11 protein-coding genes are annotated in these 16,183 nt (G+C 74.6%); 5 read left to right on the top strand and 6 right to left on the bottom strand.

All coding sequences use genetic code 11. The features are described from left to right. Nucleotides 1-24: 24 nt before the first annotated feature. The gene (locus tag D9753_RS02510) at nt 25-315 is read left to right on the top strand and encodes a DUF1232 domain-containing protein (protein ID WP_121785515.1); all 291 of its coding nucleotides are present in this window, start codon (nt 25-27) and stop codon (nt 313-315) included. A 293-nt stretch (nt 316-608) separates the two neighbouring features. On the opposite strand, the gene D9753_RS02515 is transcribed toward D9753_RS02510, so the two are convergent. Further along, nucleotides 609-1,895 carry a hypothetical protein gene (locus D9753_RS02515; RefSeq protein ID WP_276209411.1) on the bottom strand — a complete coding sequence of 429 codons (1,287 nt, stop codon included), beginning with the start codon at nt 1,893-1,895 and terminating at the stop codon, nt 609-611. Between the two features lie 286 nt (nt 1,896-2,181). Between D9753_RS02515 and D9753_RS02520 the strand changes: the two genes are divergently transcribed. Both D9753_RS02520 and D9753_RS02525 read left to right on the top strand, forming a co-directional pair. Beyond that, the gene (locus D9753_RS02520; RefSeq protein ID WP_121785516.1) at nt 2,182-4,752 is read left to right on the top strand and encodes a SpoIIE family protein phosphatase; all 2,571 of its coding nucleotides are present in this window, start codon (nt 2,182-2,184) and stop codon (nt 4,750-4,752) included. A 117-nt stretch (nt 4,753-4,869) separates the two neighbouring features. After that, nucleotides 4,870-7,608 (top strand): SpoIIE family protein phosphatase/ATP-binding protein, encoded by a 2,739-nt coding sequence (locus D9753_RS02525; protein ID WP_240468009.1) that lies wholly within the window; start codon nt 4,870-4,872, stop codon nt 7,606-7,608. A gap of 92 nt (nt 7,609-7,700) precedes the next feature. On the opposite strand, the gene D9753_RS02530 is transcribed toward D9753_RS02525, so the two are convergent. Next, a complete protein-coding gene (locus D9753_RS02530) occupies nt 7,701-9,536 on the bottom strand; it encodes a glycoside hydrolase family 15 protein (protein ID WP_121785518.1) in 1,836 nt (611 codons plus the stop codon). Between the two features lie 248 nt (nt 9,537-9,784). On the opposite strand from D9753_RS02530, the gene D9753_RS02535 reads away from it, so the two are divergent. Then, complete coding sequence (locus tag D9753_RS02535) at nt 9,785-9,994, top strand: hypothetical protein (RefSeq protein ID WP_121785519.1); 210 nt, start codon at nt 9,785-9,787, stop codon at nt 9,992-9,994. 103 nt (nt 9,995-10,097) lie between these two features. Here D9753_RS02535 and D9753_RS02540 read toward each other — a convergent pair whose 3' ends face one another. Together D9753_RS02540 and D9753_RS02545 are read right to left on the bottom strand one after the other, a co-directional pair. Continuing rightward, nucleotides 10,098-10,583 carry a DUF5709 domain-containing protein gene (locus D9753_RS02540; protein ID WP_121785520.1) on the bottom strand — a complete coding sequence of 162 codons (486 nt, stop codon included), beginning with the start codon at nt 10,581-10,583 and terminating at the stop codon, nt 10,098-10,100. 304 nt (nt 10,584-10,887) lie between these two features. Further along, nucleotides 10,888-12,381 (bottom strand): hypothetical protein, encoded by a 1,494-nt coding sequence (locus D9753_RS02545; protein ID WP_121785521.1) that lies wholly within the window; start codon nt 12,379-12,381, stop codon nt 10,888-10,890. A 171-nt stretch (nt 12,382-12,552) separates the two neighbouring features. On the opposite strand from D9753_RS02545, the gene D9753_RS02550 reads away from it, so the two are divergent. Continuing rightward, a complete protein-coding gene (locus D9753_RS02550) occupies nt 12,553-12,936 on the top strand; it encodes a BlaI/MecI/CopY family transcriptional regulator (RefSeq protein WP_121785522.1) in 384 nt (127 codons plus the stop codon). A 127-nt stretch (nt 12,937-13,063) separates the two neighbouring features. Here the strand turns inward: D9753_RS02550 and D9753_RS02555 are convergent, their stop codons facing one another. Both D9753_RS02555 and D9753_RS02560 read right to left on the bottom strand, forming a co-directional pair. Next, on the bottom strand, nt 13,064-15,421 hold the full coding sequence (locus D9753_RS02555) for a glycoside hydrolase family 65 protein (RefSeq protein WP_121785523.1): 2,358 nt from the start codon (nt 15,419-15,421) through the stop codon (nt 13,064-13,066). Beyond that, nucleotides 15,418-16,155, bottom strand: a complete 738-nt coding sequence (locus D9753_RS02560; RefSeq protein WP_121785524.1) for an HAD family hydrolase — start codon at nt 16,153-16,155, stop codon at nt 15,418-15,420. The genes D9753_RS02555 and D9753_RS02560 overlap by 4 nt, the downstream gene beginning before the upstream one ends. Nucleotides 16,156-16,183: the final 28 nt, after the last annotated feature.

The raw sequence follows: 16,183 nt of genomic DNA on the forward strand, positions 1-16,183 counted from the left end.
GCGGGGGAGGCGGAAGGAGAGCACATGGACACGTCCGGCACCCTGCTGCTGGTGATCGCGGTCGTCGCCGCGGCGGCGCTGCTCGCCCTCGCCGTCGGTCTGCTCGTCCGGCTGGTACGGACCCGGCGGACGCTGCGGCAGGCCGGGCTGCCGACGGGACCGCGCTGGGTGTTCTGGGGGGCGGTCGCGTATCTCGTGCTCCCGACCGACCTGCTGCCCGACCCCGTCTACCTGGACGACATCGGCGTCCTCCTCCTCGCGCTGCGCAGCCTGCGCGCCGCCCGGCCGCTGCCGCCCGGCCCGTACGAACCCTGACCGGTCACCGGGGCGGCCGAACATCTCGCCGAGGGCGTGCGGCGCAACCTGACGCGAGGCTGACCACCGAGGCGGGGATGGTGGGGCGGGGCGGCCCGCTCCGAGGCCGCCGTTGCGGCAGGCACGCAACGGCCGAACCGAAGCCGACGCAGCGACCCAAGCCCCCCTGACGACAGGCGCGGAACCGCCGAACCGAAGCCGACGCAGCCGACGTCGCGGCCGGCTCCTCGTTGCGGTTCGCCGGACCGGTGAGCGGGGCTCACGGCGTGGTCGGCCGTGCGGGAGGGGGCGGCTCATCGGCCTCCGTCCGCCGGGCGGGTGGTGCCGGCGGTCAGGGTGGTCAGCACGATCGTCAGCGCGGCGAGTGCGGCGACCGCGGCCGTCATGCCGGCGACCCAGGGCGGCGCCAGCGTCGCCGCCCCCAGCCGGGCCGGGCCGGGCATGCCGAAGCGTCCGCCGAGCAGCTCTCCCGTGGCGAGCACCGCCGTGACACCGGCCGCGGCCGTCGCCGCGACGAGCCGGGCCGGTGCCGCCCGCGCGGTCATGGCCAGCGCCAGCAGTCCGCACAGCGCCGAGGCGAGCAGCGTGGCCCCGAGCACGCCTTGGGGCAGTCCGGCCCAGTAGCGTGGGGCGTGAGCCGCCCCGCACAGCAGCACCAGCGGCGCGGCACCGCGCGCGGCCCACGCCTGGGACCCCGGCCCCCGGCCGTCCCCGGCACGGTTCCCGTCCTGCCGCTCCCCCTGCCTCCGTCCCCCGGGCCGCCGCTCCCCGGCCGTCCGCTTCCCTGCCGGATTCTTCTGTTCCCCGGCCGCCGGCTTCCCGACCGGTTCCCTTTTCGACGGCCGTTGGTCCGCGGCCCGCTCCTCGGTCGGCCTGTCTCCGGCGGGCCGGCCGTCTCCCCCGGGCGCGGGTCCCGGTGCCCGGGTGCCGGGCGTGGGCCGTGGGTCGGCGGCCCCGGGAGGCGCCGGCTCGGGCAGCGGACGCTCACGGCTGCGGCGGTCCGCGGCCAGCCGGCCGATCAGCTCGGCCAGCTCCTCGACGGGCCGGTGCTCGGCCACCGCCCGCACGACCGCCTCCCCGCAGTGCGGTTCCACCGGGTTGCGGTGCAGCAACTGCATCAGCCGGGACACGTCCTCCAGAGGGCGGTGCTCGGCGGCGGCCCGGATCGCCTCGTCGGCGCTGTCGCTCCCCCGGGGCGGCTTGGTCAGCAGCGCCACCAGCCGGGTGACGTCCTCAACGGACCGGTCCACCCCGACCGCGTGCAGCGCGTCGGCCGTGGTCCGGGCGTGCTCGGGTGACTCCTCCAGCAGGGTGATGAGCCGGACGACGTCCTCCAGCGGCCGGTCGGCGACGGCCGCGTGCACCAGGTCGCGCAGGGGGTCGCCGTACACGGAGACGTTCGCGGCGTCGTACACGGAGACGTTCGCGGCGTCGTTCGCGCTGGGTGGCGCGGGCGGTTCTCCGGGAGGCCGTGGAGGCCGTGTCACGAGATGGGGAGCGGGCGTGGGTACGCCTGTGGTGGCCGGTGCCGGAGGTATCAGCGAGTCGTCGGGACGGTAGGACGAAGAGCGGGTGGTCATCTCGGCTCCAGGAGAAGGGCGCGACCGCGCACCTGGCCCCGTGTGCGGTCTCGGCGTCAAGGAGTCCATTACTAGAAGCGGCTCACCGGCGCCGCCACTCGGGCGGGGCACAGGTGTGAGATCACGGGCGGGCCCGGCGGCGGAACGTGGAGCGGCTCCCCGCCGAAGCGGTCCGCTCCGGTCCCCCGCGCCCTCCCCGCCCAGGTGCGTTCCGCGTGTGTCGTGGCGCATTCTTGCTGTGTCATCCATGTCATCCATCCGGAGGCGCACGGGACGAGGTGGACCGATGACCGGGAGCGGCGAGCGGGCGGTCCGTACGCGGGCCCGGCTGGCCGCGCTGCTGGCCGACGCCTCGACCTGCGCGGTCGGCGCGGCCGACGGCCGGGTGGCGGGCGTGTATCTGCGGTCCGGCACGCCGGGCACGCTGCGCCTCGCGGTGCTCGTGGGGCTGCCCGGCGCGCTGTTCAGGCCCTGGTGGCGACTGCACGTCGGCCGTCCCTTCCCCGTCGCCGACGCCTACCGGCTCGGCGTGCCGGTGGTCCTGCCGAACGCCACGGAGACCATGCGCCGGTATCCACAGTTCGCGGCCGGTCTGCCGTTCCCGTTCGGGTCGGTGCACGTGCCGGTGCCGGGTGGGACCGAGCCGCTGGGCGTCCTCACGGTGCTGCGCCCGTCGGTGGCGGACACCCTCGACGACCTCCTCGACCGGGACCAGCTCGCCCAGCTCGCCGAGGGCCTCGGCGCCGGCCTGCGGGCCCTGGCCGACGGCGACGAGAGCACGGTGTCCTGGGACGGGGAGCCGCTCGGTGTCCGGCCGCCCGCGAGCCAGGCCGCACGCGCCGCCGTGGGACGCTTCACCTGGGACCCGGCGACCTCCGAGGTGCTCGCGGACGACCGGCTGCACGCGCTGCTCGGCCTGCGCCCCGGCGAGTTCACGGGGACGGAGGCGGCGCTCGCGGACGCCGTGGCCCCGGCCGACGCGCACCGCATCCTGGCCGCGCTGCGCGACGCCGCCGCCGGGACGCCGCCGGGTACCCCGCTGGACCTGCGGTCCCGGGACGGCACACCGCGGTTGCTCGATCTGTGGCCGGCGTCCGGCGGCGCCAGCGGGACGGCGGGGCGCGATGCGGTCCGCGGGCTGGTCCGGGGGGTGGTCTTCGACCCCGGCCCGGGGGCCTCCGCGGACGGCGCGGCCGACCTGCTGCCGCAGGGCGTGTTCTGCCTGGACCGGCTGGGGCTGATCGTGTACGCCAATCCGGCCGCGGCCCGGTTCGCGGGCCGGGAGCGGGAGTGGTTGCTCGGGCGCGCGCTGTGGGAGGCGATGCCGTGGCTGTCCGGGCCGCCGTACGACGATCACCTGCGGGGCGCGCTGCTCGCCCCGGACCCGGTGCACTTCCACGCGCGGCGGCCGGCCGGTGACCGGGGCGAGCCCGGTGAGGGCGAGTGGCTGGCCGTGTCGATACACCCCGGCCCGGACCTGCTGACCTGCACACTCGTCCCGGCCAGCCGTATGGAGACCGCGCTGGGGGAGGTCCCCGAGGCGCACGTCCCGGAGGACACGGTGGCGTCCGGTCACTCGCTGGCGCCGCTGTACCGGCCCATCGCTCTCGCCATCGCGCTGACCGACGCGGTGACCGCCCGGCAGGTGTCGGCGGTCGTCATGCAGGAGCTGCTGCCCGCGTTCGGCGGCCGGCGCCTGGCCATCTACCTGCTCCAGGAACGCCACCTGTACCTGGCCTGGGAGACCGGCTTCCCGCAGGGCTTCCTCGCCTCGTTCGAGGGGGTCGGCCTGGACGCGCACCTGCCGGGCGTGGAGACCCTGACCACCGGCCGGCCGCTGTTCTTCGAGTCGATGCAGCAGCTTACCGCCGCCTACCCGGGCATCGCGCTCGACGCCGACGAGGGCGCCCGGGCCTTCCTGCCGCTGATCGCCTCCGGCCGGCCGGTCGGCTCCTGCATCCTCGGCTTCGAGGGCTCACGCGGCTTCAGCACGGAGGAACGTACGGTCCTCACCGCGCTCGCCGGGCTGATCGCGCACGCGATGGAGCGGGCACAGCGCTACGACAGCGAGGCGGCGCTGGCGCGCGGTCTCCAGCAGGCGCTGCTGCCCCGGCGGCTGTCGGTGCACCCGCGGGTGGAGACCGCGGGCCGGTATCTGCCCGGTACGCAGGGCATGGACGTGGGCGGTGACTGGTATGACGTGGTCGGTGCCGGGGACGGGCTCGCGCTGGTCATCGGCGATGTGCAGGGGCACGGGGTGCAGGCCGCGGCCACCATGGGGCAGCTACGCAGTGCCGTCCGCGCGTTCGCGCTGGGCGACCGGCCGCCGGACGAGGTGCTGAGCGGCACCAACCTCCTGTTGATCGACCTGGACCCGGGCCAGTTCGCCAGCTGCTGCTATCTGCGCCTCGACCCCGTCACCGGCCGGACCAGGATCGCCCGGGCCGGCCATCCGCCGCCGCTGTTGCGCGCTCCCGACGGCAGCACCCGCGTGCTGGACATCCCGGGCGGTGTCGTCCTCGGGGTGGATCCGGCCGCCCGGTACCCGGTCACCGAGGTGCTGCTGGAGCCGGACGCCATCCTCGCCCTGTACACGGACGGGCTCGTGGAGCGGCCGGGCGCCGACATCGACGACGGCATCACCGCGCTCCGGCTGGCGCTCGCCCAGGCCGGTGCGAACGCCGGCCGGCCCGGCAGGCGGTCGCTGACCGGGGTCGCCGACCAGCTCACGGCCAACGCCCGGCACGCCACCGACCGCCCCGACGACGTGGCTCTCCTGCTCGCCGCCCGTCGCCCGGCCCCCGCACCGCACGACCGGCCGCCCGCCTCCACCCCGCCACCCCCACCGCACGGCTGACCCCGCCTTCCCCGCCGTCTCCCCGTTCTCGCTCCCGGCGGCCCTCTTCCCGGCCAGCGGTGGGCAGCCCGGGTGACGGTCTCGCCTGAGGGCGCCGGGCAGTGTAGACATGGGCACATGGTGCGACTGCCCAGCCGGCCCGCGACTCGGCCGTCCCGTTCTTTCGGGCACCCGCGCGCACCGCAGGGGCCGCCGCGGAACGGGGACGACGCGGACGGCAGCCGGCCGGGGGTGCTGCGGTCGGCGGTGTCGGGGCGCAGCGTGGCGGGGCAGGTGTTCCTGCTCCAGGTGGTGATCGTGCTCCTGCTGGTCGTCTCGGCCGTCGTGGCACAGGTCCTCCAGGTGCGGCACGACAGCGACCTCGAGGCGACCAACCGCTCCCTCGCCGTGGCCGAGACGTTCGCGAACGCGCCCGGCACGGCCGCCGCCCTGCGCTCCCCCGACCCCACGGCCGTGCTCCAGCCGCGCGCCGAGGCCACCCGCAAGGCCACCGGCGTGGACTTCGTCGTCGTGATGAACACCGACGGCGTCCGCTACACCCATCCCAGGACCGACCGCATCGGCAGGAGGTTCGTCGGCACGATCGCCCCGGCCCTCGCCGGCGGCACGGTCACCGAGCACATCACCGGCACCATCGGCCCGCTGGTGCAGGTCGTGGTCCCGGTCAGGGACCGGGCCGGCAAGGTGGCCGGCCTGGTGTCCGCGGGGATCACCACCGCGCACGTGGGCGGGGCCGCCGACCAGCAGCTCCCGTTGCTGCTCGCGGCGGCGGCAGCGGCGCTCGCGCTGGCCACCGCGGGCACGGCCCTGGTCAGCCGGCGGTTGCTGCGCCAGACGCGCGGTCTCGGGCCGTACGAGATGACCCGCATGTACGAGCACCACGACGCGGTGCTGCACGCCGTCCGGGAAGGGGTGCTGATCGTCGGCGGCGACGGGCGGCTGCTGCTGGCCAATGACGAGGCGCACCGCTTGCTGGACCTGCCCGAGGACGCCGAGCGCCGGCATGTGCTGGAGCTGGGCCTGGACGACGAGACGGCCGGTCTGCTGGCCTCCGGGCGGATCGCCACGGACGAGGTGCACCTGGTCAAGGACCGTCTGCTGGCGGTCAACCAGCGGCCCACCGACCTGCGCGGCGGCCCGGCCGGGAGCGTGACGACGCTGCGCGACTCCACCGAGCTGCGCGCCGTGTCCGGCCGCGCGGAGGTGGCCCGGGAGCGGCTGAACATGCTGTACGACGCCGGGGTGGGCATCGGCACCAGCCTGGACGTGACCCGTACCGCGGAGGAGCTGGCGCAGCTTGCGGTGCCCCGGTTCGCGGACTTCGCGACGGTGGACCTGTTCGACGCGGTGCTCAGCGGGGAGGAGCCGCGGCCGGGGACGGCGCTGCGCCGTGCGGCCTGTGCCGGCATCCGCAAGGACGCCCCGCTGTACCCGGCCGGCGACCGGATCCGGTTCGTGCCCACCTCACCGCAGGCCCGCAGCCTGGTCACCGGCCAGTCGCTGGTCGAGCCCCGGCTCCGCACGTCGCCCGGCTGGCGCGCGCAGGACCTGGAACGCAGCGACCAGGTCCTGGCGTACGGCATCCACTCGCTGATCGCGGTGCCGCTGCGGGCGGGCAGTCTGGTGCTGGGGGTGGCGACCTTCTGGCGGTCGGAGAAGCCGCAGCCGTTCGACACGGAGGAACTGGCCCTCGCCGAGGAGTTGGTGGCACGGGCGGCGGTGTCGATCGACAACGCCCGCCGGTACACCCGAGAGCACAGCATGGCGGTGACCCTCCAGCGCAGCCTGCTGCCGCGGACCCTGCCCGAGCAGGGCGCGCTGGACATCGCCTACCGCTATCTGCCGGCCCAGGCCGGGGTGGGCGGCGACTGGTTCGACGTGCTGCCGCTGTCCGGCGCGCGGGTCGCGCTCGTCGTCGGCGATGTCGTGGGGCACGGGCTGCACGCGGCGGCGACCATGGGCCGGCTGCGTACGGCCGTGCACAATTTCTCCTCGCTCGATCTGCCGCCCGACGAACTGCTCGCTCTGCTGGACGAGCTGGTCGGGCGGATCGACCAGGACGAGACCCCGGCGACGGGCGCGGCCGTGGTCACGGGCGCGACCTGCCTGTACGCGATCTACGATCCGGTGTCCCGGCGGTGCTCGATGGCGCGGGCCGGTCATCCGCCGCCCGCACTGGCGCGCCCGGACGGCAGCGTGGAGTTCCTCGACCTGCCGGCGGGTCCGCCGCTGGGCCTGGGCGGGCTGCCGTTCGAGACGGCGGAGCTGGAACTGCCGGAGGACAGCCGGCTGGTGCTGTACACCGACGGGCTGGTGGAGGACCGGGAGCGGGACATCGACGAGGGGCTCGGCCTGCTCCGCGACGCCCTGCTCCGTACGCCGGGCGCGTCACCGGAGGACACCTGCCGTACGGTGCTGGACCGGCTGCCGGCCCGGCCGAGCGACGACGTGGCGCTGATCGTGGCCCGCACCCGGGTGCTGGGCGGGGACCGGGTCGCGCAGTGGCAGGTGCCGTCCGAACCGGCGGCCGTGTCCGAGGTACGGGCCTCGGTGACCCGGGAGCTGTCCGGCTGGGGCCTGGAAGACCTGGCGTTCACGACCGAGCTGATCCTCAGCGAGCTGGTGACCAACGCCATCCGCTACGGTCGCGGCCCCATCGGGGTGCGGCTGCTGCGCGACCGCACGCTGATCTGCGAGGTCTCCGACCGCAGCACGACGTCCCCGCATCTGCGGTACGCGGGGAGCACCGACGAGGGCGGCCGCGGTCTGTTCCTGGTCGCCCAGCTCGCCGAGCGCTGGGGCACCCGCTACACCCCGCAGGGCAAGGTCATCTGGGCGGAACAGCCGCTTCCGTGAACGGGCCGGGCGCGGCGGACACCCGGTGGGCGCGTGCCGTGGGGGGGGCGCCGAGGGCGGTACCGCCGAGTGCGGGGGCGCCGTAGGAGGGTTCAGCCGAGGGCACGGTCCAGGTTGAAGGCGGCGCTGATCAGGGACAGATGGGTGAAGGCCTGCGGGAAGTTGCCCTGTTGGCGGCCGGTGCGGCCGATCTCCTCGGCGTACAGGCCGAGATGGTTGGCGTAGGTGAGCATCTTCTCGAAGGCGAGGCGGGCCTCGTCGAGGCGGCCGGCCCGGACGAGCGCCTCGACGTACCAGAAGGAGCAGATGGAGAACGTGCCCTCGTCGCCGCGGAGTCCGTCGGGGCTGGCCTGCGGGTCGTAGCGGTAGACGAGGGAGTCGGAGACCAGGTCGTCGGTGAGGGCGTCCAGGGTGGACAGCCACTTGGGGTCGGTGGGGGCGATGAATTTGGCGAGCGGCATCATCAGCAGGGAGGCGTCCAGGACGTCGCCGCCCTCGTACTGCACGAAGGCGCCCCGGCGCTCGGACCAGCCGCGGTCCATGATCCGGCGGTAGACGGTGTCGCGGGACCGACGCCAGCGGGTCAGGTCGGCGGGCAGGCCGCGCCGGTTGGCGAGGCGGATGGCCCGCTCGATCGCGACCCAGCACATCAGCCGCGAGTAGAGGAAGTTCTTGCGCCCGCCGCGGGTCTCCCACACGCCCTCGTCGGGCTGGTCCCAGTGGTCGCACACCCAGTCGACCAACTGGCACACGTCGTCCCACTGACCGCTGGAGATGGGCTGGGCCCACGTGTCGTAGAGGTAGATGGAGTCGATCAGCGCGCCGTAGATGTCGAGCTGGAGCTGACCGGCGGCGGCGTTGCCGACCCGGACCGGTGCGGAGCCCTGATGCCCCTCCAGGTGCGGCAGCTCGCGTTCGGGCAGGTCGGCGCGGCCGTCGATGCCGTACATGATCTGCAGGGGTCCGGTGCCGTCGCCGCAGCCGGGGCTGATGTGTGTGGTCACGAACCGCATGAAGGCCTCCGCCTCGCCGCTGAAGCCGAGCCGCAGCAGCGCGTACACGCAGAACGCGGCGTCCCGCACCCACACGTACCGGTAGTCCCAGTTGCGTTCGCCGCCGAGCTGTTCGGGCAGGCTGGTGGTGGGGGCGGCGATGATCGCGCCGGTGGGGGCGTAGGTGAGCAGCTTGAGGGTGAGTGCGGAGCGGTGCACCATCTCTCGCCAGCGGCCCCGGTAGCGGGACTGGTGGAGCCAGCGCCGCCAGTAGGCGACGGTGGCGGTGAACTCGTGCTCGGCCTCGGCGTGGGCACAGCCGCGCGGGGCGATCCGGGCGCCGGCCTGGTCCAGGGCGAACACCGTGGAGTCGCCCTCGTCGAGTTTGAAGTCGGCCCACGCGTCCCGGTCGTCGTACTCCAGGGCCGTGGTGGAGGTGAGTGTCAGGGACAGGTCGGGCGACTCGAACAGAACCATGCCGTCCAGGGCGCGCAGGGTGTGCGGGGCGGCGCCGTAGTCGAAGCGGGGGGCGACCAGCGCCCGGAAGGGCACGGTGCCGCGGACGCAGACCACGCGCCGGATGAGCCGGTGCCGGCCGGTCTCGGAGCCCTCCGTCCCGACGGGCATGAAGTCCTGCACCTCGCCGACGCCGTCCTCGGTGAAGAACCGGGTGATCAGCACGTTGGTGTCGGGGAAGTAGAACTGTTTGGTCCGGGCCGGCACGGTGGCGGCCAGCTCGAACCGGCCGCCGCGTTCGGCGTCCAGGATCGCCGCGAAGACGCTGGGGGCGTCGAAGGACGGGCAGCAGTACCAGTCGATGGTGCCGTCGGTGCCGACCAGGGCCACACTGCGCAGGTCGCCGATGAGTCCGTGGTCGGCGATGGGGAGGTAGCGGCGGCCGGGGGCCGCGTCCTCGGGGAACGGCGTCTCGGCCATCGGCGGCCTCCCGGTTCGGTACGGGCGTTGTCCCACGATGCGGGTGTCCCCCCGCTCACGGGCGTTTCCCGTTCACGGGTGTTATCCAGCTTAGAAGCGAATGGGCTCGTGTGGCGTGGGCAGGCGCTTCCTCGCCGCCCCCGGCGCTTTCCGGATGCAGGGTGCGCCGAGGCGGGCAATGGTGAGAGGGTGCCCCGTTCGAAAGGCACCGGCACGGATGCGGTCATCCGGACCGAGGAGGAGGCATCATGTCGACATCCACACCCGAAGAGTCCCGGTCGTCGTCGGACGACGTCTGCACCCCGGACGCCCTGCTCCACTCCGCTCCCCCGAGGGACGTCACCCCCGAGGATCTGGTGATGGCGGCGGGCAGGGACGTCACGCCGAAGAACCTCGACTGGGCGCGGCAGAAGCTGGAGTCCGAGGGCTCCGCGGCCGTCGAGAAGCTGCTGCCCTAGGGCGGTCCGGGGAACCGAGGGAGACGGACGACGCTACCGGCCGGGCGAGGGAACGCCCAGCCGGTACCGTCGTCTCGCGCGTGAGGCGAGCGGGCGCCGGCGGTCACTCCGGCAGGACGGTGTCGTCCGGGATCACGTGCACGGCCGCTTCTTCGGCGCCCGCCGCTCCGCCGTCGATGCCCACGTCCTCGGCGATCTCTTCCTTGACCGTGTCGGCGTGGGCGCCCTCGTCCGGGGCGACCAGGCGCCCCGCGCGGGTCTCGCCGGCCTCGGAGTCGACCGGCTCGCCCGCGCCGCCCGGCAGATCGCCGATCTCGTCGCCGGCCGGCGGGGTCACGTCGGGGACCTCCTGGCCGAGCCGCTCGTCCAGGGTCTCCCCCTCGTGCTGCTCGGCGGCGGTGATGCCGTGCTTGGTGACGCCCAGCGGGCGTTCGGGCGGGGAGTAGCCCTCATCGAGGATGTCGTCATAGGTGCGTTCGCCCACCGCGTCCTGAAGGTCCAGGGGTGCGGCGTCCTCCTGTTCCTCGTTGGTTCCGGTGGGCTGGTAGGCATCGTCGGCCATGGGGGTCTGCTCGGACCGGTCGCTCATGGTCGCCTCCTTCGCGGTTCACGGGCGGTCCTGCACCGCGTAACCCGCAAGAGGATCATTAACCCCACCGTCGCCCGGGCTGTGCCGAACCGCCCCTGATCCGCTCCTGCCGCGTCAGGAGCCATGGACGCGGTGCCGGGCCGAGGACTGGGTCTCGGCGGGGCGGGGAGGGGCGGAGCGGAACCAGAGGCGGTCACCACCCAGCCTTGGGCCATGCCTGCCGCATATGCAACCCATGTGCGGTAAAACGCGCCACGGTCCTTCTCCGCACCCCGCCCTGCCGGGGAGAGCGGTCGGGCGGACGTCAGCGGCGGGGTCCGGGGACGACGTAGTAGAGCCGTCCGCCGCCCCATGGCACGGACGTCCAGGCGCGGGCATACCGGGGCGGTGAGGCCTCCGCCGGCACCAGCGCGGCGACCGGCACGCGCCGGGCGGTGCGGGTGATGCCGTCGTCGGTGGCGTTCGCGTTGGGGCCGGCCGTGGCGGCGGAGGAGCAGCCGGCCCGGTAGGCGACCGGGAGGGCGTCGTCGCCGGTGACCAGACAGGGCGGGCGGATGCCCCGACGGTGCAGCTCGGCCGCGGTGCGGGACCAGGACCGGTGGGCGGCGGCGGTGTTGCCGGCCGTGTGCCCGAGGATCGCCAGTTGTACGGCGAGGTGGGCGGCGAGCCCGGCGCAGACCAGCGTCACGACGGCCGGGCGCCGGGAGGGACGGGGAACCGTCGTCAGGTGGACCAGCGCGTCGGCGACCGGGACGGCGACCAGGGCGTAGGCGGGCAGCAGGAAGCGGGGTGCCGCGTAGCCGATCAGGAACAGGTAGGGGAAGGCGGCCGTCGCCGCGCAGGCGAGCGGCAACGCCGTGGCCGCCGGGCGCCGGGCGCGGACGGCGACGACCAGTCCGAGCGCGGCGAGCAGCGGCAGCACGAACCACCAGGCGGTGAGGGCGGGGTGGGGCGGGCCACCGGTGCACGGCCGGCACAGGGTCCGGCCGCCGAGGCTGCGCAACTGGTCGACGACGGCGAGGTGCCAGCCGAGGCCGCCCTGGATCGCCGAGCCGTCGGCCAGCCGCCGGACGAGGCCGCCGTAGCGCACGTACGCCTCGATCACCCACTCGGCGGCGCCCGCGGCCAGGCCGGTCAGCAGCACGGGCAACGCCCGCCGGTGGCGTCGGGCCGCACCGAGGGCGAGCAGTGGCAGGGCCGCCCAGACGGCGTCCGTCGGCCGCATCCACGCCATGAGCGCCGCGCTCGCGGCCAGCCCGGCCAGGGCGGCCCGGTCCGTCCCGGCGCCGGCGGCCCCGGCACGCAGGAAGCAGGCGACGGCGGTGAGCGCGCCCACGGCGACCCAGTAGTTGGGCATCGCCTGCGGCCCGTAGAACAGGGTCACCCACAGGGAGGCGAAGAGGGCGCCGGCGAGAGCCAGGACGCGGACCGGGAACAGGTCCCGCCAGGCTCGCAGCGCCAGGTACAGGGCGAGGCCGGAGAGGACCGCGAGGTAGATCCGCAGCAGGACGGTGGAGGACGACCAGGCGGCGACCGGTGCGACGAGCAGGGAGACGCCCCGGGCGCGCGGTGCGCTGAAGAACGAGGCCGGGGCGTGCGCGCCGACCTGGCTGACGTACACCGTCTCGTCCCAGCCGAGGCCGGTGCCGGGGCCGACGAGGAGCAGTTGGACGAGGGTGAAGACGGCGGCGACGGCCGCGAGCGGGGCGGTGGCGCGGGCCCGGGTGCGGCCACCGGCGGTCACGGGGGGTACGGCGCGGCGCGCGCCGGCGTGCTGGGCGTCCGTGCTGCCGGTCATGGATCACCGCTTCTCGCCTACAGCTTCCTCACGGCCGCTCCCCCGCGCGCACCTGCCCGTAACGGCGGGCCCGGAGCCGGGAAGCCATCGCCAAGCTAGCCCGGCCGGGCCGCCCGCGCGGGGTGGGTACGGCCATCCGGCCGACGGCCCTACGCGCTGTAAGGTTGGGGCATGGCTGGCACAGGGGCCCGCGGCGGGGCGGGGCGGCGCAGGGCCGGGGCGCTGGAGAGCGAGGTGCTGGCCGCCCTCTGGGCCGGCGAACGGCCCCTGACCCCGGCGGAGGTCCAGGCCGGGATAGGCGGCGGACTCGCGTACAACACGGTGCACACCATCCTCAAACGGCTCCACGACAAGGGGCTGGTGGTACGGGACGCCGACGGGCGGCGCGGCGCGTACCGTCCGGCGATGAACGCGGCGGAGCTGACCGCCCAGGCGATGCACGAGGCCCTGGACCGGGGCCCGGACCCGATCGCCGCCCTCCGCCACTTCGTGACCGGCCTCAGCCCCGAACACGAACGCGCCCTGCGCGAGCTGCTCACACCCGACGACGACTGAGACCCGCCCCCGACCGACCAACGAGGCCAGAGCCAGACACCCCAAGGGGCGCGAGGGACCGCGCGACCGGCCACCGCCCACCCGCACCCGGCGACGACCCGCCCCGCCCCGGCCAGCCGACCGCAGGTCAGCCGTCGCCGTTCGGTGCCCGGTGGGCCGGCTGCTCCGGGGCGGCGCGGCGGACCATCGGCGGTATGGCCCGGACGGCCGGCTCGTCGGTGCTGATCGTCAGCGACTCACCGTGGTGACGGATCGTCAGCGGCGGCCCGTCCAGCAACGCGTACGTCGCCTTGTCCGCGCCGATCTCCACACGCAGCCGGCGCCCGCGGAACTGGACGTGGAAGGCGAGGCGGCTCAGCCGCTCGGGCAGGCGCGGCGCGAACCGGGGCCGGTCGCCGTCACGGCGCATGCCGCCGAAACCCGCGACCAGCGCCATCCACGTGCCCGCGAGGGAGGCGATGTGCAGCCCGTCCCGGGTGTTGTGCTCCAGGTCGTGCAGGTCCATCAGCGCGGCCTCGGTGGTGTAGGCGTGGGCGAGGTCCAGATGACCGGTCCGGGCGGCGATGACGGCCTGGCAGCAGGCGGACAGCGAGGAGTCGCGCACGGTGAGCGGCTCGTAGTAGGCGAAGTTCCGGGCGATCTGCTCCTCGTCGTACTCCTGCTCGAAGTAGTCCGCGCACGTGTACATGGCCAGCACGAGGTCGGCCTGCTTGACGACCTGCTTGCGGTACAGATCGAAATAGGGGAAGTGGAGCAGCAGCGGGTACTGGTCGGCACGCGTGCCGGCGAAGTCCCAGCGCTGGTAGCGGGTGAACCCGGCGTGCTGTTCGTGGACGGCGAGTTCCTCGTTGTAGGGGAGGTGCATGGCGTCGGCGGCGTCCCGCCAGACCGCGCTCTCCTCCTCGTCCACGCCGAGCCGCCGGGCCTCGCGCGGATGGCGTTCGACGGCGTCGGCGGCGGCACGCAGGTTCTGCCGGGCCATGAGGTTGGTGTACGTGTTGTCGTCGGCGACCGCGCTGTACTCGTCGGGGCCGGTGACGCCGTCGAGGTGGAAGACGCCGTGCCGGTCGTGGTGGCCCAGCGACCGCCACAGCCGGGCCGTCTCCACCAGCAGTTCCACGCCGGTCTCCCGCTCGAAGGCGGTGTCGCCGGTGGCCTCGACGTAGCGGACGACGGCGTCGGCGACGTCGGCGTTCACGTGGAAGGCGGCGGTGCCGGCCGGCCAGTACGCGGAGCCCTCGGGGCCGGCGATGGTCCGCCAGGGGAACGCGGCCCCGGCGAGTCCGAGCTGGGCAGCGCGTTCGCGGGCCTCGTCCAGGGTGTTGTACCGCCAGCGCAGCGCCTCGGCGACGGCGGCCGGCGCGGTGTGGGTGAGCACCGGCAGCACGAACATCTCGGTGTCCCAGAAGGCGTGCCCGTCGTACCCGGAGCCGGTGAGCCCCTTAGCGGGGATCGCGCGCTGTTCGGCGCGGGCCCCGGCCTGGAGGACATGGAAGAGGGCGAAGCGGACGGCCTGCTGGATCTCCTCGTCGCCCTCCACCTCGACGTCGGCGCGGGCCCAGAAGTCGTCCAGGCAGGCCCGCTGGTCGCTCAGCAGGCCCTGCCAGCCGTCGTGCCCGGCCGCGGCGAGCGCGGCGTCGACCTGGTCGGCCATCGCGGGCAGCGAGCGGGCGCCGGACCAGCCGTGAGCGACCAGCTTCTCCACCCGCAGGGTCTGTCCGGGCTCCAGCACGGAGGTCACGGTCAGCCGGGCGACGTCGATGCCGCTCTCGCTGCGGGTGGTGGTGCGGTCGGGGCCGGTGACGACGTGGTCGGCGGCGACGGCGACCCGCAGGCCGCTGCGCCGGGTGCGGTGCACCAGCCGCAGCCGGTTGCCGGCGGCGAAGCCGTCCTCCTGCTCCAGCGGCGACTTCAGCGCCCGCGCGGCGCGCGGGTCGCCGTCGGACTGCGGCAGGCTCTCGTTGGCCACCAGTTCCGACTGGATCACCACGCGGCTGCGGCTGCCGACGGCCTCCACCTCGTACGCGACCGCGGCCACCGCACGCTGGGTCAGCGACACCAGCCGGGTGGAGCGCACCCGGACGGTGGAGCCGGCGGGCGAGGTCCACTCGCAGGTCCGCTCCAGCACGCCGCGGCGCAGGTCCAGTACGCGCTCGTGGGCGACGAGACGGCCGTAGCGCAGGTCGAACGGCTCGTCGTCCACCAGCAGCCGCAGGACCTTGCCATTGGTGACGTTGATGACGGTCTGCCCGGACTCGGGGTAGCCGTAGCCGGCCTCCGCGTAGGGCAGCGGGTGCACCTCGTGGACGCCGTTGAGGTAGCTGCCGGGCAGGCCGTGCGGTTCCCCCTCGTCGAGGTTGCCGCGCCAGCCGACGTGCCCGTTGGACAGGGCGAACACCGATTCGCTCTGGGCGAGGACGTCCAGGTCGAGGGTGGTCTCCCGGACGGTCCACGGTTCGACGGCGTACGACCGCTCGGTGATCACCGCCGGCCTCCCAGCTCGGCGAGGTCCCGCACGACGGTGTCGGCTCCGTGCTTGTACAGCGCGTCGGTCTGGCCGACCCGGTCGACGCCCACGACGTATCCGAAGCCGCCCGCGCGGCCCGCGTCCATGCCGGCCAGGGCGTCCTCGAAGACGGCGGCGCGGGACGCCTCGACGCCGAGGTCGCGGGCGGCGGCGAGGAACGTGTCGGGGTTCGGCTTGCCCGGCAGGCTCCGCTCGGCGGCGACCACACCGTCGATGCGTGTGTCGAAGAGGTGCTCGGCCCCGACGGCGCGCAGTACGTCCTGGCAGTTGGCGCTGGAGGAGACGATCGCGGTGCGCAGCCCCTGGGCGCGGACCGCCTCCAGATAGCGCAGGGTGCCCTCGTAGGCCTCGACGCCGCCGGTGCGGATCCTCTCCAGCAGCAGCTCGTTCTTGCGGTTGCCGACGCCGTGGACGGTGCGGGCGTCGGGAGGGTCGTCGGGACCGCCCTCGGGCAGGTGGATGCCGCGCGAGTCGAGGAAGGCGCGGACGCCGTCGGCGCGGGGACGGCCGTCGACGTACTCGTCGTAGTCGGCGTCCTCGAACGGCCTTCCCTGCTCGCCGTCGTAGGCGCGCAGCAACGCGTCGAACGTCTCCTTCCAGGCCGCCGCGTGCACGACGGCCGTCTTGGTGACGACCCCGTCGAGGTCGAAGAGACAGGCCTGGATGGTGTCGGGCAGACCGAGCTGAGTCATACCCAGGACTCTTCCCCGTCGGGAGCAC

The sequence above is a fragment of the Streptomyces dangxiongensis genome, from assembly GCF_003675325.1.
In the GTDB taxonomy this organism is placed as follows: domain Bacteria; phylum Actinomycetota; class Actinomycetes; order Streptomycetales; family Streptomycetaceae; genus Streptomyces; species Streptomyces dangxiongensis.

Bases quoted from the DNA above. Each gene is read 5' to 3' on its own strand.
- D9753_RS02545 (WP_121785521.1), bottom strand. From the start codon at position 12,381: ATGACCGGCAGCACGGACGCCCAGCACGCCGGCGCGCGCCGCGCCGTA.
- D9753_RS02560 (WP_121785524.1), bottom strand. From the start codon at position 16,155: ATGACTCAGCTCGGTCTGCCCGACACCATCCAGGCCTGTCTCTTCGAC.
- D9753_RS02525 (WP_240468009.1), top strand. From the start codon at position 4,870: ATGGTGCGACTGCCCAGCCGGCCCGCGACTCGGCCGTCCCGTTCTTTC.
- D9753_RS02540 (WP_121785520.1), bottom strand. From the start codon at position 10,583: ATGAGCGACCGGTCCGAGCAGACCCCCATGGCCGACGATGCCTACCAG.
- D9753_RS02535 (WP_121785519.1), top strand. From the start codon at position 9,785: ATGTCGACATCCACACCCGAAGAGTCCCGGTCGTCGTCGGACGACGTC.
- D9753_RS02550 (WP_121785522.1), top strand. From the start codon at position 12,553: ATGGCTGGCACAGGGGCCCGCGGCGGGGCGGGGCGGCGCAGGGCCGGG.
- D9753_RS02530 (WP_121785518.1), bottom strand. From the start codon at position 9,536: ATGGCCGAGACGCCGTTCCCCGAGGACGCGGCCCCCGGCCGCCGCTAC.
- D9753_RS02520 (WP_121785516.1), top strand. From the start codon at position 2,182: ATGACCGGGAGCGGCGAGCGGGCGGTCCGTACGCGGGCCCGGCTGGCC.
- D9753_RS02515 (WP_276209411.1), bottom strand. From the start codon at position 1,895: ATGACCACCCGCTCTTCGTCCTACCGTCCCGACGACTCGCTGATACCT.
- D9753_RS02510 (WP_121785515.1), top strand. From the start codon at position 25: ATGGACACGTCCGGCACCCTGCTGCTGGTGATCGCGGTCGTCGCCGCG.